The sequence below is a fragment of the Sphingomonas astragali genome (assembly GCF_051400615.1).
GTDB lineage: Bacteria > Pseudomonadota > Alphaproteobacteria > Sphingomonadales > Sphingomonadaceae > Sphingomonas.
This window is the reverse complement of sequence record NZ_JBLFFH010000001.1, coordinates 472,290-487,471: the sequence shown is the minus strand read 5'-3', so window position 1 is coordinate 487,471 and position 15,182 is coordinate 472,290. Positions and strand designations below refer to the sequence as shown.

The 15,182-nt window shown below is 68.4% G+C and carries 15 protein-coding genes, 1 tRNA gene and 1 pseudogene; 6 read left to right on the top strand and 11 right to left on the bottom strand.

Going from position 1 to position 15,182, the window contains the following annotated elements; all coding sequences use genetic code 11:
* The first annotated feature begins 2 nt into the window (after nt 1-2).
* Nucleotides 3-443, top strand: a complete 441-nt coding sequence (locus tag ACMGER_RS02415; RefSeq protein WP_436810527.1) for a putative quinol monooxygenase — start codon at nt 3-5, stop codon at nt 441-443.
* Between the two features lie 52 nt (nt 444-495).
* Nucleotides 496-1,401, top strand: a pseudogene (locus ACMGER_RS02410) (serine hydrolase domain-containing protein); the annotation flags it as partial.
* A gap of 231 nt (nt 1,402-1,632) precedes the next feature.
* Here ACMGER_RS02410 and ACMGER_RS02405 read toward each other — a convergent pair.
* Nucleotides 1,633-1,723: transfer RNA gene (locus tag ACMGER_RS02405), tRNA-Ser, on the bottom strand.
* 44 nt (nt 1,724-1,767) lie between these two features.
* Between ACMGER_RS02405 and ACMGER_RS02400 the strand changes: the two genes are divergently transcribed.
* The gene (locus ACMGER_RS02400; RefSeq protein ID WP_436810526.1) at nt 1,768-2,658 is read left to right on the top strand and encodes a peptidylprolyl isomerase; all 891 of its coding nucleotides are present in this window, start codon (nt 1,768-1,770) and stop codon (nt 2,656-2,658) included.
* A gap of 64 nt (nt 2,659-2,722) precedes the next feature.
* Here the strand turns inward: ACMGER_RS02400 and ACMGER_RS02395 are convergent, their stop codons facing one another.
* From ACMGER_RS02395 to ACMGER_RS02380, 4 genes are read right to left on the bottom strand one after another with little or no spacing between them, the layout of a single operon-like run.
* A complete protein-coding gene (locus ACMGER_RS02395) occupies nt 2,723-3,307 on the bottom strand; it encodes an ABC-type transport auxiliary lipoprotein family protein (RefSeq protein WP_436810525.1) in 585 nt (194 codons plus the stop codon).
* On the bottom strand, nt 3,304-4,284 hold the full coding sequence (locus tag ACMGER_RS02390; RefSeq protein WP_436810524.1) for an MlaD family protein: 981 nt from the start codon (nt 4,282-4,284) through the stop codon (nt 3,304-3,306). Before ACMGER_RS02390 ends, ACMGER_RS02395 begins: the two co-directional genes overlap by 4 nt.
* Before the next feature lie 9 nt (nt 4,285-4,293).
* Nucleotides 4,294-5,109, bottom strand: coding sequence for an ABC transporter ATP-binding protein (locus tag ACMGER_RS02385; RefSeq protein ID WP_436810523.1), 816 nt, complete (start codon nt 5,107-5,109; stop codon nt 4,294-4,296).
* On the bottom strand, nt 5,109-6,215 hold the full coding sequence (locus tag ACMGER_RS02380; protein WP_436810522.1) for an ABC transporter permease: 1,107 nt from the start codon (nt 6,213-6,215) through the stop codon (nt 5,109-5,111). Before ACMGER_RS02380 ends, ACMGER_RS02385 begins: the two co-directional genes overlap by 1 nt.
* A 62-nt stretch (nt 6,216-6,277) precedes the next feature.
* Here ACMGER_RS02380 and ACMGER_RS02375 point away from each other — a divergent pair, with 62 nt between their 5' ends.
* Nucleotides 6,278-6,952, top strand: coding sequence for an HAD family hydrolase (locus tag ACMGER_RS02375; RefSeq protein ID WP_436810521.1), 675 nt, complete (start codon nt 6,278-6,280; stop codon nt 6,950-6,952).
* A 119-nt stretch (nt 6,953-7,071) separates the two neighbouring features.
* On the opposite strand, the gene ACMGER_RS02370 is transcribed toward ACMGER_RS02375, so the two are convergent.
* The 3 genes from ACMGER_RS02370 to ACMGER_RS02360 all read right to left on the bottom strand — a co-directional run bounded on the left by ACMGER_RS02370 (nt 7,072) and on the right by ACMGER_RS02360 (nt 12,758).
* Nucleotides 7,072-8,280 carry a DUF445 domain-containing protein gene (locus ACMGER_RS02370; RefSeq protein WP_436811647.1) on the bottom strand — a complete coding sequence of 403 codons (1,209 nt, stop codon included), beginning with the start codon at nt 8,278-8,280 and terminating at the stop codon, nt 7,072-7,074.
* Nucleotides 8,281-8,397: 117 nt separating this feature from the next.
* Complete coding sequence (locus tag ACMGER_RS02365) at nt 8,398-11,556, bottom strand: efflux RND transporter permease subunit (RefSeq protein ID WP_436810520.1); 3,159 nt, start codon at nt 11,554-11,556, stop codon at nt 8,398-8,400.
* Nucleotides 11,553-12,758 (bottom strand): efflux RND transporter periplasmic adaptor subunit, encoded by a 1,206-nt coding sequence (locus ACMGER_RS02360; protein WP_436810519.1) that lies wholly within the window; start codon nt 12,756-12,758, stop codon nt 11,553-11,555. The genes ACMGER_RS02365 and ACMGER_RS02360 overlap by 4 nt, the downstream gene beginning before the upstream one ends.
* A gap of 99 nt (nt 12,759-12,857) precedes the next feature.
* Between ACMGER_RS02360 and ACMGER_RS02355 the strand changes: the two genes are divergently transcribed.
* Both ACMGER_RS02355 and ACMGER_RS02350 read left to right on the top strand, forming a co-directional pair.
* The gene (locus ACMGER_RS02355; RefSeq protein ID WP_436810518.1) at nt 12,858-13,247 is read left to right on the top strand and encodes a GlsB/YeaQ/YmgE family stress response membrane protein; all 390 of its coding nucleotides are present in this window, start codon (nt 12,858-12,860) and stop codon (nt 13,245-13,247) included.
* Between the two features lie 93 nt (nt 13,248-13,340).
* Nucleotides 13,341-14,060, top strand: coding sequence for an SIMPL domain-containing protein (locus ACMGER_RS02350; protein WP_436810517.1), 720 nt, complete (start codon nt 13,341-13,343; stop codon nt 14,058-14,060).
* 66 nt (nt 14,061-14,126) lie between these two features.
* Here the strand turns inward: ACMGER_RS02350 and ACMGER_RS02345 are convergent, their stop codons facing one another.
* The 3 genes from ACMGER_RS02345 to ACMGER_RS02335 form a co-directional block, all read right to left on the bottom strand.
* Nucleotides 14,127-14,378, bottom strand: a complete 252-nt coding sequence (locus tag ACMGER_RS02345; protein ID WP_436810516.1) for a GlsB/YeaQ/YmgE family stress response membrane protein — start codon at nt 14,376-14,378, stop codon at nt 14,127-14,129.
* A gap of 166 nt (nt 14,379-14,544) precedes the next feature.
* Entirely contained in the window at nt 14,545-14,844 is a 300-nt protein-coding gene (sciP, locus tag ACMGER_RS02340; protein ID WP_436810515.1) for a CtrA inhibitor SciP, read from the bottom strand.
* A gap of 103 nt (nt 14,845-14,947) precedes the next feature.
* Complete coding sequence (locus tag ACMGER_RS02335) at nt 14,948-15,172, bottom strand: hypothetical protein (RefSeq protein ID WP_436810514.1); 225 nt, start codon at nt 15,170-15,172, stop codon at nt 14,948-14,950.
* Nucleotides 15,173-15,182: the final 10 nt, after the last annotated feature.

Genomic DNA, 15,182 nt, shown 5'->3' with positions numbered 1-15,182 from the left:
CAATGAAGCGAGCCGCGCTGATGCTCGGCGCCGGGATCGTGCTGGCGGGCACCGCTCTGGCTTGGCGGCAGTCCCGCGCGGAGAGCGGTGCCGCTCCCAAGGAAGGACTCATGGTCCGCATCGCCGTGCTGGAGATCGATCCGGCGCAACTCGACGCCTACAAGGCGATTCTGCGGGAGGAACAGGAGGCCTCGGTGCGACTGGAACCTGGAGTTATGATGCTCCACTCGGTCCAGTTCGCCAATGATCCCACGCAGATCCGGCTGCTCGAGGTCTATGCCAGCCGCGCCGCCTACGAGGCGCATATCAGGTCACCCCACTTCATCAAATACAAGACTTCGACGGAGCGAATGGTGAGGTCGCTGGAGCTGGTTCCCACCGATCCGATCCTGCTGTGCGCAAAGTCGCGGGGTCGGGCGGGAGGCCCGATGACCTGCCTGTAAGCACCGGGCCGAGCAGTCCTTGCGATGGCCTGGTAATGCCTATCTGCAATCAATGAGATGCGTTTTTCCCTTCCTGCTCGCTCTACCGGCGGTAGCCGTTGCCGCTTGTTCCAGTCCGGAGCCGACCGGTTCGAGCCAGGAGCAGTCGATACGACGGTCGGCAACCCGGGGCCTCGATCCGTCGCTCATGCGGCAAGTTGCCATCCGGGCCGAGGCGCTTCCGCGGCTGCGCGCGCTGATCGTGGCACGGCATGGGGAGATCATGGCCGAGCACCGCTTCGGCGGCCCCGCACTCGACCAGCCGGTCAACATCAAGTCCGCATCCAAGTCCGTCCTTTCCGCACTGGTCGGGATCGCCATCGGGCGCGGCATTCTGGAGGGGCCGGAGCAGAAGATCGCACCTATTCTCCGCGCCGACATACCGCCCGGCGCCGACCCGCGGATCGAGCGCATCGAGGTCGGTCATCTGCTGTCCATGCAGGCGGGGCTCGATCGAACCTCCGGCCCCAATTATGGCGCCTGGGTCGCAAGCCCGAATTGGATCCGCTACGCGCTGTCGCGTCCGTTCGTCGACGAACCGGGCGGCGCGATGCTCTACTCGACCGGATCGTCGCACCTGCTCTCCGCAGTGCTGACGCGCGCGTCGGGACGGTCCACCCACGATCTGGCACGGGAGTGGCTCGCCGAGCCGCTCGGTATCGACCTGCCGCCCTGGCCGCGCGATCCGCAGGGCATCTACTTCGGCGGCAACGATATGCTGATGTCGCCGCGGGCGCTGGTCCGCTTCGGCGAGCTCTACCGACGGGACGGGGTGATGAACGGGCGGCGCATTCTTCCGGAAGGCTGGGTCGCCGAAAGCTGGCGGGAGCGCACGACCTCCCCATGGAGTGGTAATCCCTATGGCTTTGGCTGGTTCTCGCAGCGCGTGAGGGGATACGACATCCATTTCGCCTGGGGCTATGGCGGGCAGATGCTGTTCATCGTGCCCGATCTCGCGCTGACGGTGGTGATGATCTCCGATCCGTCGTCGCATCCGCGGGCGGAAAGCCATGTGCCTGCGCTCTATGCGCTGCTCTCCGACGGCATCATCCCCGCAGCGGAGAAAGGTGCCTCCGCTGCGAGGCAATTCGCGCCGGAAACCGGGTTGCGGAGGGGTGGTGCGAGGAATTCTAATAAGATCAACATCTTATGGCGGAGCGGGAGGGATTCGAACCCTCGATACGGTTTTGCCGTATACTCACTTTCCAGGCGAGCGCCTTCGACCACTCGGCCACCGCTCCGCGAGCGAAGCGCCCTAAGGGACGCGAGGCTGGGAGGCAAGCGATTGCGCGACGTCGGCGTGCGTGCGACGTTCGGGTTCATGCTGACGCCGATCATCGCCGCGCTCCTCGCGCAAGCCGCCCCGGCCACGCCGCCGACGCCGCCCAAACCCTATGATCCCGTGCCCGAGGACTGGCGGCCGATCCCCGACGACGAGATCATGGTGATCACGCTCACCGGCGACCGCACCGTAGTCGTGCGCCTCGCCACGCGCTTCGCCCCCCAGCATGTCGCCAACATCAAACGACTGATCGCCGCGCGCTGGTGGGACGGCGAGAGCGTCTATCGCGTGCAGGAGAACTGGGTCGCGCAATGGGGCGACCCTACCGAGAAGAAGCCGCTGCCGGCGGGCGTCGTTGCCTCCCCCGCCGCCGAGTTCGAGATCGGCGCGTTCGAGGCGGCGCAGCGGATGGGGAAGGCGGACGCCTATTCGACGGCCGCGGGCTTCACCGCGGACGGCTGGCCGGTCGCGACCGATGGCAAGGCGGCGTGGCTCACCCATTGCTACGGCTCGGTCGGCGTGGCGCGCGATGCGCTGCCCAACACCGGCAGCGGATCGGAGCTGTTCACTCCGATCGGCCAGTCGGCGCGGCGGCTCGACCGCAACTATACGGTGGTGGGCCGGATCGTCGAGGGGATGGCGAACCTGTCGTCGCTGCCCCGGAGCGAGGCGCCGATGGGCGTCTACGCCACGGCGGCTGAGCGCACCGGCATCGTCGGCGTGCGCCTGGCGAGCGAGATCCCTGCCGCCGAGCGGCCGCACTTCCAATATCGCGCGACCGACAACCCGCGCTTCGCCGCCTATATCCGATCGCGCGAGCGCCCGGAGCCGCCGATGGTCCCGGTCGGCGCCAACGTCTGCGACCTGCCGGTCGGCGTGCGCCGGGCGCCGTAGGCTCCGAAGAGCTGAAAGGCATCTGCCGTTACGCCGGCGAAGGCCGGGTGACGGACAAGAGATCCTACCGCCCCACCCAGTCCGCGACCTCGGTCGCGACCTGGTTGGCCGCCTGGTTGAGCGCGACGCCGACCGGGCCCGGCTCGACCGCGCTCACCGGCACCCGCGCTTCGAAGCGGCGCTTCTCGAGCTTGTCGCCCTGCTCGCGCGTGAGGCTAGCATCATAGATCACCACTGCCTCGTTGCTCGAAGCCTCGACGCCGAAGCTCCTGAGCTCGCCGCCGAGGATCGCGCCGGGGTTGGACAGCGCCTGCCGACCCGACACCACCATCCGGTTGGCGCGCGCGGTCAGGGTATCGGACAGGAGGCGTGCGAACAGCCGCGCGGGCTGTTCCACCCAGACGGCATCCTTGACATAGGCGATGCTCGTGCCGGTGGCGCGAACCGGCACGCGCTGCGTCGCGATCTCTTGCGGCGCGGACGGAACGACGATCGCGATCGGCGTGCCGCCGCCCTGCACCGCGCCGGACTGGGGCGCCGCCTGGGAGTTCAGCGTCAGCAACGACGGCGGCGGCTCGGCGCCGAAGCGGATGCAGCCCGCGACGGCGGCGGCCAGCGGCAGCAGGGCAAGGATCGCGGGCTTCTTCATCGGCGCTCTCCCTTCCGGGGTTCGTAATCGGGCAGCTTGGGCGAGCCGACCAGCGATCCGGCGCCGCCCTGATCGAGCCGCTCGGCGACGTGCGACAGCGACGCGGACATCACGCGGAGATCCTGGATGAGCTGGTTGATCTCGGGCAGCGTGGTCTTGGAGAAGCCCTGGATCGCGGGCTTGGCATCGCCGATCGCGCTGTCGAGGCTTTCCATGCTGTGCTGGGCGGCGGCGACGGCCTTGTTGAGGTTGCCGACCACCGGGCGGATGTCGTCGCGGAGCAGGCCGTTGCTGGTGGCGGCGAGATCGCCGATCTTCTCGGCGGCGTCGCCGGCCTGCCGGATCGCGATGCGCGTCTGCGCTAGCGTTGCCGCGATCTCCGGCCCGCGATCGGCGAGCGCGTCGGTCAGGCGGTTGGTGTTGGCGAGGATGCCGGCGATCGATGCCTGGTTCTTGTCGGAGAGGAGCTCCGTCAGCCGCTCCGTTAGCGTCGTCAGCCGCTCGAGCAGCCGCGGCGCCGAGCTCAGCAGCGCGCCGAGCCCGCCCTGCTTGGTCGGGATCACCGGGACGCCGTAGGGGCAGGCGGCCGACGCGTCGCGGGTCGGGCAGCGGATCGGCGGCGCGCCCTTGACCGCGCCGTCGAGCTGGATCTGGCTGACTCCGGTGAAGCCGACGCCCTGAATGGTGGCGGTAGTCCCCTCCAGCACCGGCGTGTCCTCGTTCACGGTGATGCGCACGCGCACGAACTGCGGATCGGGCTTGTAGAGGGAGATGTCCTTCACCTGCCCCGAGGGCACGCCCGAGAAGGCGACCTGCGACCCCTTGTTGAGCCCGTCGACAGATTGCTTGAAGAAGATGTCATATTCCTTGGCCTCGCTGCTGCCCCAGCGCGAGAGCCAGACGGTGAAAGCCGCCAGCACCAGCAGCAGGATCAGCGTCACGGCGCCGACCAGGACGTGGTTGGATCGCGTTTCCATCGCCTTACCTCACCCTGCCGTCGCCTGTGCCCCGGCGCGCGCGACGCTCGCCGTCGCGGCGCGGCCGCGGGGGCCGTTGAAATATTCCTGGATCCACGGGTGATCCAGCGCCAGCAGCTCGTCAATCGTGCCGACGGCGATCACCCGCTTGTCGGCGAGCACCGCGACCCGGTCGCAGATCGCGTAGAGCGTGTCGAGATCGTGCGTGATCAGGAACACGGTGAGCCCCATCGTCTTCTGGAGCGACCTGGTAAGGTCGTCGAAGGCGGCGGCGCCGATCGGGTCGAGGCCGGCGGTGGGCTCGTCGAGGAACAATAGCTCGGGATCGAGCGCGAGCGCGCGGGCGAGGCCGGCGCGCTTCCTCATGCCGCCCGACAGCTCCGCCGGGAACTTGGGGCCGGCGTCGGGCGGCAGGCCGGTCATCACCACCTTGTAGGCGGCGATCTCGGCCATCAGCACCGGGTCCATGCCGCCATAGAACTCGCGCAGCGGCACCTGCACATTCTCGGAAACGGTCAGCGTCGAGAACAGCGCACCGCCCTGGAACAGCACGCCCCAGCGCTTGCGGATGTCGATCGTCTCGCTGTCGTCGCGGCCGATGGTGGGTTCCCCGAACACCTCGACCTCGCCTTCGTCGGGAACCTGAAGGCCGATGATCGATCGCATCAGCACCGACTTGCCGGTGCCCGAGCCGCCGACCACGCCCAGGATCTCGCCGCGATGCACGTCGAGATCGAGATTCTCGTGCACGACCTGCTCGCCGAAGCTGTTCCGGAGCCCGCGCACGCGGATGACGATGTCGTCATTCGAGGAGGGGGGCGCCATCAGATCCAGCCGATCCAGGTGAAGAACACGGCGAAGAAGGCGTCGAGCACGATCACCAGGAAGATCGCCTGGACGACCGCGGCGGTGGTGCGCGCGCCGACCTGCTCGGCGTCGCCCTCGACCTGCATCCCCTGGAAGCAGCCGGCGATGGCGATGATCGCGCCGAACACCGGCGCCTTGACCAGGCCGACGTAGAGGTCGGTGATCGGCACCACCTCGCGGATGCGCTGGACGAAGGTGATCGGCGGAATGTCGAGATTGACCCAGCAGAGCAGGCCGCCGCCGATGATCGCGATCACCGAGGAGTAGAAGCCGAGCAACGGCATCATCAGTACCGCCGCCAGCGTGCGCGGCACCACCAGCGCCTCCATCGGCGACACGCCGATGGTGCGCATCGCGTCGATCTCTTCGGTCAGCTTCATCGTGCCGATCTGCGCGGCGAAGGCCGATCCCGAGCGGCCGGCGACCATGATCGCGGTCATCAGCACGCCGAGCTCGCGCAGCGTGATGCGGCCGACGAGATTGATCGTGAACACCTCGGCCCCGAACTGGCGCAGCTGCACCGCGCCCTGCTGGGCGATGACGATGCCGATCAGGAAGCTCATCAGGCCGATGATGCCGAGCGCGGTGACGCCGACCACCTCGAAGCGCTGCACCGTCGCGTTGAAGCGGAAGCGCGAGGGGTGGCGGATCAGGGTGAGGAACGCGATCACCGTCGCGCCCATGAAGCCCAGGAGGCCGACCAGCGTCTTGCCCGCCGTGATGATCGCTTGGCCGATCTCCGCGATCACCCGCAGGAACGCCGGCAGCGGGCGCTCCGGCATCGCGATCGGCTGGTCGGCATTCTCGACCTGGTCGAGCAGATGCTTCCCGTCGGCGGAAAGCCCCTCCACCGTCGCGCCGCGATTGCGCGCGAAGCGGTGGATCACCCAGGCGCCGATCGTATCGATGCGGTCGATGCCGGACAGATCGATCCGCGCCACATCCCCGCTCAGCGCCGCCAGCCGCTCGGGCACGTCGCCCAGATAGGCGAGCGAGAGATGGCCGGAAAAGCGCAGCGTCCCGCCATCGGCGGCATCCTCGACGAAGTCGGCCTGGGCGCTCATCGGCCCGTCCTTGCACCACATTCGGCTGGCACCGCAAGGAGAAGGGTGCGAAGCGCGCCTTCATGCCGCACCGCATCGCCATCTACGACATGGACAAGACGATCACGCGCCATCCGACCTGGACGCGATTCCTGCGCTTCGCGGTGGCGCACAGCGGGGGCCGGCGCGCGGTGCTGTGGCCGGCGGCGGGCGCGGCGACGCTCGCCTATGGCGCCCGGCTGATCGATCGGGCACGGCTCAAGCAGGCGACGCAGCGCTGGATGCTTGGCCGCTCGCTGTCCGCGGCGCGGGCGGGGGTGCTGGCGGAGGCGTTCGCCGACCGGCTGCTTGCGGGCGGCGTGCTCGACGGAGCGCGGAACCGGATCGCTGCGGATCGCGCGGCCGGCTATCGGCTGGTGATGGCGACCGCCTCCTATGCCTTCTACGTGCGGGCGATCGCGCGGCGGCTCGGCTTCGACGACGTGATCGCAACCGACAGCGAGCGCGGCGCGGCGGACGCGATCCTGCCGCGCATCGCCGGCGAGAATTGCTACGGTCCCGCCAAACTGCGGATGATCGAAGCCTGGCTGGCGGCGGAGGGGATCGCGCGGGGTGAGGCTCACATCCGCTTCTACAGCGACCATGTTTCCGATGCGCCGACGCTGGAATGGGCCGACGAGCCGTTCCCGGTGAATGCCCACGGTCCGCTCCGCACATTGGCGGCGAAGCGGGGCTGGCCGCTTCTGGATTGGCGCTAGCCCCTCACCCCATCCGTCACCCCGGGCTTGTGCCGGGGTCCACCCATCCTCACCTACTGCCGTGCATTGTTGCACCGTGGATGCCGGAACAAGTCCGGCATGACAGGAAAGTGCGTGGATCACAGCGCCATGTCCACGGCGTGGATCAGCACGCCGACCAGCCCGCCGACCAGCGTGCCGTTGACGCGGATATATTGAAGGTCCCGGCCGACAGTGTTCTCGAGCCGCCCCGTGATGGTGCGCGCGTCCCAGCTGCGGATCGTATCGGACACCAGCCGCACGATCGCGTCGCCATAGTCGGCGGCGGTGCCGACCGCCGTACGGCGCGCGAAGCGATTGATCGTCGCGGCGAGCCTGGCATCCTGCTGGAGCGTGGTGCCGAGCTGGCGCAGCGCCTCGCCGAAGCGGCCGGCGATCACCGCGTCGGGATCGCGCGCGGCCTTGAGCATCGCCGCGCGCATCTGCTCCCACACCCCCTGCCACCAGTCGGCGAGCGCGGGATTGTCGAGCAGCTCATTCTTGAACGCCGCCACCCGCTCCTGCATCGCCGGATCGTGCTGGAGGTCATGGGCGAGCTTCGCCAGCCCCTCCTCCGCCTTCTCCCGCAAGGGATGGTCCGGGTCATCCGCCATCTCGGTCATCAGCTTGGTGAGCCCGTCGAGGATCGCGTTGGCGAGCGTCGCGTCGAGGCCGGTCCACCGCAGCACCGCGCCGGCGCGCTGGCGCACCATGTCGCGGACGATCGGCTCGTTCGCCTCGACCACATGTCCCGCCCAGCGGATGATGCCGTCGAGCAGCGGCACATGGCGGTTGTCGGCGATCGCCGCCGCAAGCGCCTGCCCCAGCAGCGGCGCGAGGTTGAGCGCGCGCAGCCGCCCCGCCAGCGCGCCGCGCACCATGCCGCCCAACCGCTCCTGGTCGAGCGATTCGAGCACGTCGGCCGCGAGCCGGCTCGCGCCGCGCCGCAGCTTGCCCTCGCCTGCCGGCGAGGGGTTGGCGAGCCAGCGCCCCGCCGCCCCGGCGAGGTCGACGCGCTGCATCCGCCGCGCCACCACCCGCGGGATCAGGAAATTGTCGCGCAGGAATGCCGCGAGCGCGCCGGCGATGCGATCCTTGTTCCGGGGGATGATCGCGGTGTGCGGGATCGGCAGCCCGAGCGGATGACGGAACAGCGCCGTCACCGCGAACCAATCGGCGAGCCCGCCGACCATCGCCGCCTCGGCGAAGGCGCGCACGAACCCCACCGCGGGGTGCACCGGCTGGAAATAGCGCGCGGCGAGATAGACTCCGGCCATCGCCACCAGGAGTCCCGTCGCGACCAGCCGCATCCGCCTCAGCGCAGGCGGCGCCGCACTTCCGTTGAGGTTGAGAGCGCGCGGCGCGAGCGTCATGCCCGAAACAATCCCCGAAAGCGGGGATTGTTCAAGGCCGGAGCGCCACTCTCGTCATTCCGCCGGCTGGACCTCGCCGTCGCCGGGCTTGTGCTCGATGCGTCCGCCCGGCTGATGCTCGATCACCGGCTTGCCGTCGTCGCCCGGGCGATAGGTGAGCAGGCGGCGGCCGAGCTTCGGCCCGATCCAGCGCTCGATCCCCACCGCCAGGCTGAAGCTCGCCGGCACGATCACCAGCGTCAGCAAGGTCGAGAGGATCAGGCCGCCGATCACCACCGTGCCCATCGGCGCGCGCCACGAGGAGTCGCCCGACAGCGAAAGCGCGGTCGGCACCATGCCGGCGACCATCGCCACCGTGGTCATCACGATCGGCTGCGCGCGCTTGTGCCCGGCGTCGACCAGCGCGGTGAACATGTCGACGCCCTTGTTCATCTCCTCCAGCGCGAAATCGATCAGCAGGATCGAGTTCTTGGCGACGATGCCGAACAGCATCAGCACGCCGATCAGCACCGGCAGCGACAGGGGCTCGCCCGCGATCGCCAGCGCGATCAGGCCGCCGAGCGGCGCCAGCAGCAGCGAGCCCATGTTGACCAGCGGCGACATGAAGCTGCGGTAGAGCAGCACCAGCACCGCGAACACCAGGAACACGCCGGACACCAGCGCGATCAGGAAGTTGGTGATCATCTCCGCCTGCCACTTGGCCTGGCCGACGGTGAGCTCGCCGACGCCGACCGGCAGGGTCTTCATGATCGGCAGCTGGTGGATCTGCTTCATCACCTCGCCCGAGACATAGGGCTTGCCGGTCGCCGGGTTCTGGGCGAGATCGGCGCCCACGATCAGGCGGCGCTGGAGGTTGAGGCGCTCGATCTTGGTCGGGCCGGCGCCGAAGCCGATATCGGCGACGACGCCGAGCGGCACCGATCCGCCGCTCTCGGTCTGCACCGGCAGGTTCTTGATCGTCGACAGCCGCGCCCGCGCGCTTTCCTGCAGCGCGACGCGGATCGGGATCTGCCGGTCGCTCAGCGAGAATTTGGCGCTGTTCTGGTCGATGTCCCCCAAGGTCGCGATGCGGATCGCGTTGCTCAGTGCCGCCGTGGTCACGCCGAGGTCTGCGGCAAGGTCAAGCCGCGGCCGGATCACGATCTCCGGCCGGTTGAGATCGCCGGCGATGCGCGGCGCCACCACCTGCTTCATCCCCGCCATCTGGTTGACCAGCTTGAGCGCGGTCTCGGTCAGGAGCTTGGGGTCCTCGCCGCCGAGCGTGATGGTGAGATCGCGGCCGCTCGAACCCCAGCCGAACTGCGAGCGGAAGCCGACGCGGGCGTCCGGAATCTTGAGCAGCTCGGGCGTCAGCCGGCGCTCGAAGGCAGTGCTCTTCTCGTCGCGTTCCTTCTTGAGCATCGCGATCACGCGGCCGTTGCCGACGAAGCTGCGCTCGTAGACGTTCTCGACGATCGGCTCGCGGCGGAGCAGGTTGGCGACGCGCGTCACCACCGTCTGGGTCTGCTCGAGCGAGGTGCCCGGCACCATCTCGATCGTCGCGGTGACGTTGTCCTGGTCCTGCTCGGGCTGGAAGGTCATCGGGATCACGCCCGAGAAGGCGAGCCAGATGGTGAGCCCGAGCGAGATCATGCCCGCCACCACCGCCGACCAGCGATGACGCAGCGTCCAGCTCAGCAGCTTGATATAGACGCCCATCACCGGTCCGCCGGCGTGCTCCGCATGGCCATGCGCCTTCAGGAAATAGGCCGCGACCATCGGCGTCACCATGCGCGCGACGGCCAGGCTCATCAGCACCGAGGCAACGACGGTGAGGCCGAAGTTCTTGAAGAACTGCCCCGAGATGCCCGGCATCAGGCCGACCGGCAGGAACACCGCGACGATCGACATCGTCGTGGCGAGCACCGCCACGCCGATCTCGTCCGCGGCGTCGATCGAGGCCTGATAGGCGGATTTGCCCATGCGCATGTGGCGCACGATGTTCTCGATCTCGACGATCGCGTCGTCGACCAGCACGCCGGCGACCAGGCTCAGCGCCAGCAGCGTCATCTGGTTGAGCGTGAAGCCCATCAGGTCCATGAACCAGAAGCTCGGGATCGCCGACAGCGGGATCGCCAGCGCCGAAATCACCGTCGCCCGCCAGTCGCGCAGGAACAGCAGCACCACCAGCACCGCCAGCACCGCGCCCTCCACCATCGCCTCCATGGCGGTGTGGAACTGCTCCTCGGCATATTTGCTCTGGTTGAACAGCAGCTCGAAATGAACCTTGGGATTGCTCTTCTCAAGCTCCTTGAGCTTCTTCTCGGCGGCGTGGAACACGGTCACGTCCGACGCACCCTTGGCGCGCTGGATGTCGAACGAGATCACCTGCTGGCCGTTGAAGCGGGCGAAGCTCTTCTGCTCGGCGTAGAGGTCCTTGACGTCGGCGATGTCGGACAGGCGGACGGTACGGCCGTTGCCGACCGCGATCTGGGTCTGGCCGAGCGTATAGGCGTCCTTGGCGTTGCCGAGCACGCGCACCGCCTGCTCGAAGCCCGAGATCTCGGCCTTGCCGCCGGCGGCGTCGAGGTTCACCTGGCGGAGCTGCTGGTTCACCTGGCTGGCGGTGAGGCCGTAGGACTGGAGCTTGTCGGGGTGGAGGATCACCCGGATCTCGCGGTCGACGCCGCCGTTGCGGTTGACCGCCGACATGCCGGAGATCGACAGCAGCTCCTTGCGCACGGTGTTGTCGATGTACCAGCTCAGCTGCTCGACGGTCATGTCGGGCGCGAGCGCGGTGAAGCTCGCGACATCGTTGTCGCTGGAGGTGTCGACCCGCCCGATCTGCGGCTCGAGGATGCCGTCGGGCAGGTTGCCGCGGATCTGCTGGATGGCGCTGCGCACGTCCTCGACCGCGCGATCGACCGGCATACCGATGTCGAGCTGGACGACGGTCTGCGACTGGCCCTCGGTCACCGTCGAGTTGATCTCGTCGATGCCCTGCAGGCTGCGGACGGCGGATTCGACCTGCTGGGTGATCTGGGTCTCGAGCTCGCTCGGCGCCGCGCCCGGCTGCGAGATCGAGATCCACACGATCGGGAAATCGATGTCCGGATCGTTGTTGACGTCCATCCGCCAGAAGCTGACCAGCCCGGCGACGGTCAGGAACAGGAAGAGGACGATCGGCGGAACCGGGTTCCGGATCGACCAGGCGGAGATGTTCCGGAAGCTCATGGGTTCGCCTGCTCCGCCTTCTTGAGGACCGGAATCACCTTCTGCCCCGGATTGAGGAACGCGCCGGCGGTCAGCACCACCCGTTCGTTGCCCGATAGCCCGCTGGTGATGGCAATGCCCTCATCCGAGACCTCGCCGGTGGTCACCTTGCGCCGCACCGCCTGATTCCTGTCGTCGATGATATAGACGAAATTGCCGGTCACGTCGCTCTGAACCGCCGATTGCGGCAGCAGCGGCGCCACCGCCGCGCCCGCGACGATCTGCACCGAGGCGAAGCCCCCCGGACGCAGCGCCGGATCATAGTTGAGCTCGATGCGCGCGATGCCCTGGCGCGTCTGGGGATCGATCACCGGCGATACCTGCCAGATGCGGCCGTGGAACACCTTGCCGGTGCCGACCGGACGCACCTCGGCCGGGATGCCGACGTGGAGCCGCTGGATGTCCGCCTCGCTCAGCTGTGCGCGCATCTCCATCTTGCCGTCCATCGCCATGCGGAACAGCGTGCCGCTGCCGGAGCTGACGATCTGCCCCGGCTCGACCTCGCGGGTGAGGATCAGGCCCGCGGTGGGCGCGCGGATGTCGAGCCGGCGGTTGCGCGCCAGCGCCTCCTTGTACGCCGCCTCGGCCGCCCGGACGCGCGCGAGCGCGCCGTCGCGGGTCGCCTCACGCTGGTCGAGGTCTGCCTTGGAGATGAAGCCGTTGCCGACGAGCTGCTTGGCGCGGTCGTAATTGGACTGGGCGAGCTGGGCGTCGGCGCGCGCGACGCGAATCTGCGCGGCAAGCGATTCGGCGGTCTGGACCTGCACCGAGCGGTCGACCGTCGCCAGCACCTGGCCGGCGTCGACCCACTGGCCGGGCTCGACCAGCACGCGCGTCACGATGCCGCCTTCGCCGGCGACGCCGACCGGCATGTCGCGCTTGGCGGCAAGGCTGCCGGTGCCGGAGATGATGTTGCGGATCGAAGAGCGGCCGGGCGCCGCGACCGTGACGGTCGGGATCTGGCTGTTGGCTGCGTCGGCCTTGCCCTTGGGGGGTTCGGCGGCGCCGCCGCGCATGAACATCGCCGCCGCGGCGAGCACGACGACGATCGCGACGATCGCGGTCACGATCAGCCAGCGCCGCCGCCGCGGCGGCGCGACCTCTCCGGGCAGGGCTGCATATCCGCCCGCTTCGCCGCCCACCATCTTCGTCTCGTAGTTCATATGCGCCACTCTCGTCCCGCCCCCTTAGGCGTTCATGCGGTGCTGTATTATATGAATAAGTCACCGACCTCAAGCGGGTCATTGTGGGAGCGCGGCTTCATGACGATTCCGGTGCCTAAAGGCAACGGAACAAAGGTTGCGTTCAAGAAATGGTTGCGTTGCCGCGGCTCTGGAGCAACGCTCTCTCCCGCGCGCAGTCGACGCGCACCACATGGGAGACAGAAAATGCCCGAACGCGGTATCATCGGCTGGTTGTTGATCGGACTTGTGGCGGGAATTCTGGGTAAGTGGATCATGCCGGGGAAGGATCCCGGCGGCATCATCGTGACGATCCTGGTCGGCATCGTCGGCGCCCTGCTCGCCGGCTTCATCGCGCAGGCGGCCGGAGTCACGATCCAGGGAGGAATAATGAATTACGCCGCGGCAACCGTCGGTGCGATCGTGCTGCTGGCGCTGTACCGCGTCGTGATGTCGCGCCGCACACCCTGAGCCGTTCATTCCCGGTTGGCCGGGGCCGGCTAGGGCTGTGCCGACAATCACGGGCCCGGGGACCGGCTCCGGCCAATTGCTGAGGAGAATTCTATGCGATCCGTCGCCCTTCTTTCGTTCGCCCTCGCGATGCCGGCAGCGGCGAATGCGCAGGTCGCGACCGTTCCGGTGGCGCTGCCCGAGGGCACGCTGCTCGATCTGACCGCGACCGGCAAGACCACGCGCATCCCCGACGTCGCGATCATCCGCGCGGGCGTGGTGAGCCAGGCGCAGACCGCGGCGGCGGCACTCGCCGACAATGCGCAGCGCATGGCGCGCGTGCTGGCGGCGCTGAAGCGCGCCGGCGTCGCCGACCGCGACGTCCAGACCGCCAACATCGCGCTGCAGCCGCAGTATCGTTACCAACAGAACGAGGCGCCGGTGATCACCGGTTATCAGGCCTCGAACAACGTCCAGGTCCGCTTCCGCGACATCGGTAAGAGCGGCGCGATCCTCGATGCGCTGGTGAAGGAAGGCGCCAACCAGATCGACGGCCCCAGCCTCACCATCGACCAACCTGATGCGGCCGAGGACGAGGCGCGCACCGATGCGGTCGCCAAGGCGCGCGCGCGGGCCGAGCTCTATGCCAAGGCGGCGGGGCTGCGCGTCGAGCGGATCGTCTCGATCAGCGAGGGCGGCTTCGCGCCGCCGCCGCCCGTGCCGATGATGATGGCGCGCATGGCGGCCGCTCCGCAGGAAGCCGCGGACTCCAAGATCGCCGCCGGCGAGCAGGACGTGACGGTCAGCGTGACGGTGCGCTTCCTGCTCAAGTGACGGGAAAAGGGGCCGCCCGACGTCGCCGGGCGGCCCCTTCCTCCTATATCTTTCCGGCCGGTCCGGTCAGCGGACGGTGCCGCGGCGGACCAGGTTGACGATCGCGAGCAGGATGATCGCGCCGACGAGCGAAGCCAGGAATGTGTAGAGCGTGACCGCCTGATTGATCGAGCCGCCGAACAATAGGCCGCCGATGAAGGCGCCGATGATGCCGACGACGACGTTCAGGACGATGCCCTGCTGTGCATCGGTGCGCATGACGATGCTGGCGAGCCAACCGACGATGCCGCCGATAACGAGCCAGATGATGATGCCCATATTCAAGTCCCTCCATTGAGCCGGGCCGGTCGACCGACCTTCGCTGTGCATGACTCGCGATGCGTCCGATTAGTTCCGCTCGCGTTTTGACTGTCGCACATGGCAGAGCGGCCCGCCATCCCCCGAAGGGACGGCGGGCCGCCTGCGTTTCCCGGCAAGGGAACGCTCAAAACTTCTGCTGGCGCTCGTAGAGCGAGCGGTAATGCTGGATGCGCGTGACGCGCAGGCCCGGCATCCCGGAACGATCGATCGCCCGTTGCCAGCCGGCGAACTCCTCCGCGGTCAGGCCATAGCGTTCGCAGACCTCGTCGACCGTCAGCAGCCCGCCGTTGACCGCGGCCACCACCTCGGCCTTGCGGCGCACCACCCAGCGGGTGGTGTCGGGCGGCGGCAGCGTGTCCAGGGTCAGCGGCTCGCCGAGCGGACCGATCACCTTGGCTGGCCGGATTTTCTGGTTCTCGATCATTCCAACCCTCAATACTGGGACAAGCCCCCTACGCTCATTCCGTAAAACGACGGTTAGCGCCGGAGCTTGAACGCTCCCTCAACCCCTAGGGTAAACGCGCCGTTCACTCGCCTTGCCGCCGGGTCAGCGACGCCGCCGCAACGGCGTGGAAGGCGCCCGCGGCCGGCGCCAGCGGCTCCGCGTCCGGCGCGGCGAACGTGAGCTGCGCCTGCGTCTGTGCGGTCGGGCTCGCCGCCTGCCGGCTGGCAATGCCGACCATCAGCACCGCGAGCTCGGTGGGGAGCGCGGTGACCTGGCGGTCATGGGCACGGGCGAAGCTGAAGTCCAAATGCACCGTC

What these genes read in the sequence shown, in the direction of transcription:
- ACMGER_RS02415 (WP_436810527.1), top strand. Translation starts at nt 3, where the DNA reads ATGAAGCGAGCCGCGCTGATGCTCGGCGCCGGGATCGTGCTGGCGGGC.
- ACMGER_RS02395 (WP_436810525.1), bottom strand. Translation starts at nt 3,307, where the DNA reads ATGAAGAAGCCCGCGATCCTTGCCCTGCTGCCGCTGGCCGCCGCCGTC.
- ACMGER_RS02390 (WP_436810524.1), bottom strand. Translation starts at nt 4,284, where the DNA reads ATGGAAACGCGATCCAACCACGTCCTGGTCGGCGCCGTGACGCTGATC.
- ACMGER_RS02385 (WP_436810523.1), bottom strand. Translation starts at nt 5,109, where the DNA reads ATGGCGCCCCCCTCCTCGAATGACGACATCGTCATCCGCGTGCGCGGG.
- ACMGER_RS02380 (WP_436810522.1), bottom strand. Translation starts at nt 6,215, where the DNA reads ATGAGCGCCCAGGCCGACTTCGTCGAGGATGCCGCCGATGGCGGGACG.
- ACMGER_RS02375 (WP_436810521.1), top strand. Translation starts at nt 6,278, where the DNA reads ATGCCGCACCGCATCGCCATCTACGACATGGACAAGACGATCACGCGC.
- ACMGER_RS02370 (WP_436811647.1), bottom strand. Translation starts at nt 8,280, where the DNA reads ATGCGGCTGGTCGCGACGGGACTCCTGGTGGCGATGGCCGGAGTCTAT.
- ACMGER_RS02365 (WP_436810520.1), bottom strand. Translation starts at nt 11,556, where the DNA reads ATGAGCTTCCGGAACATCTCCGCCTGGTCGATCCGGAACCCGGTTCCG.
- ACMGER_RS02360 (WP_436810519.1), bottom strand. Translation starts at nt 12,758, where the DNA reads ATGAACTACGAGACGAAGATGGTGGGCGGCGAAGCGGGCGGATATGCA.
- ACMGER_RS02355 (WP_436810518.1), top strand. Translation starts at nt 12,858, where the DNA reads ATGACGATTCCGGTGCCTAAAGGCAACGGAACAAAGGTTGCGTTCAAG.
- ACMGER_RS02350 (WP_436810517.1), top strand. Translation starts at nt 13,341, where the DNA reads ATGCGATCCGTCGCCCTTCTTTCGTTCGCCCTCGCGATGCCGGCAGCG.
- ACMGER_RS02345 (WP_436810516.1), bottom strand. Translation starts at nt 14,378, where the DNA reads ATGGGCATCATCATCTGGCTCGTTATCGGCGGCATCGTCGGTTGGCTC.
- sciP (WP_436810515.1), bottom strand. Translation starts at nt 14,844, where the DNA reads ATGATCGAGAACCAGAAAATCCGGCCAGCCAAGGTGATCGGTCCGCTC.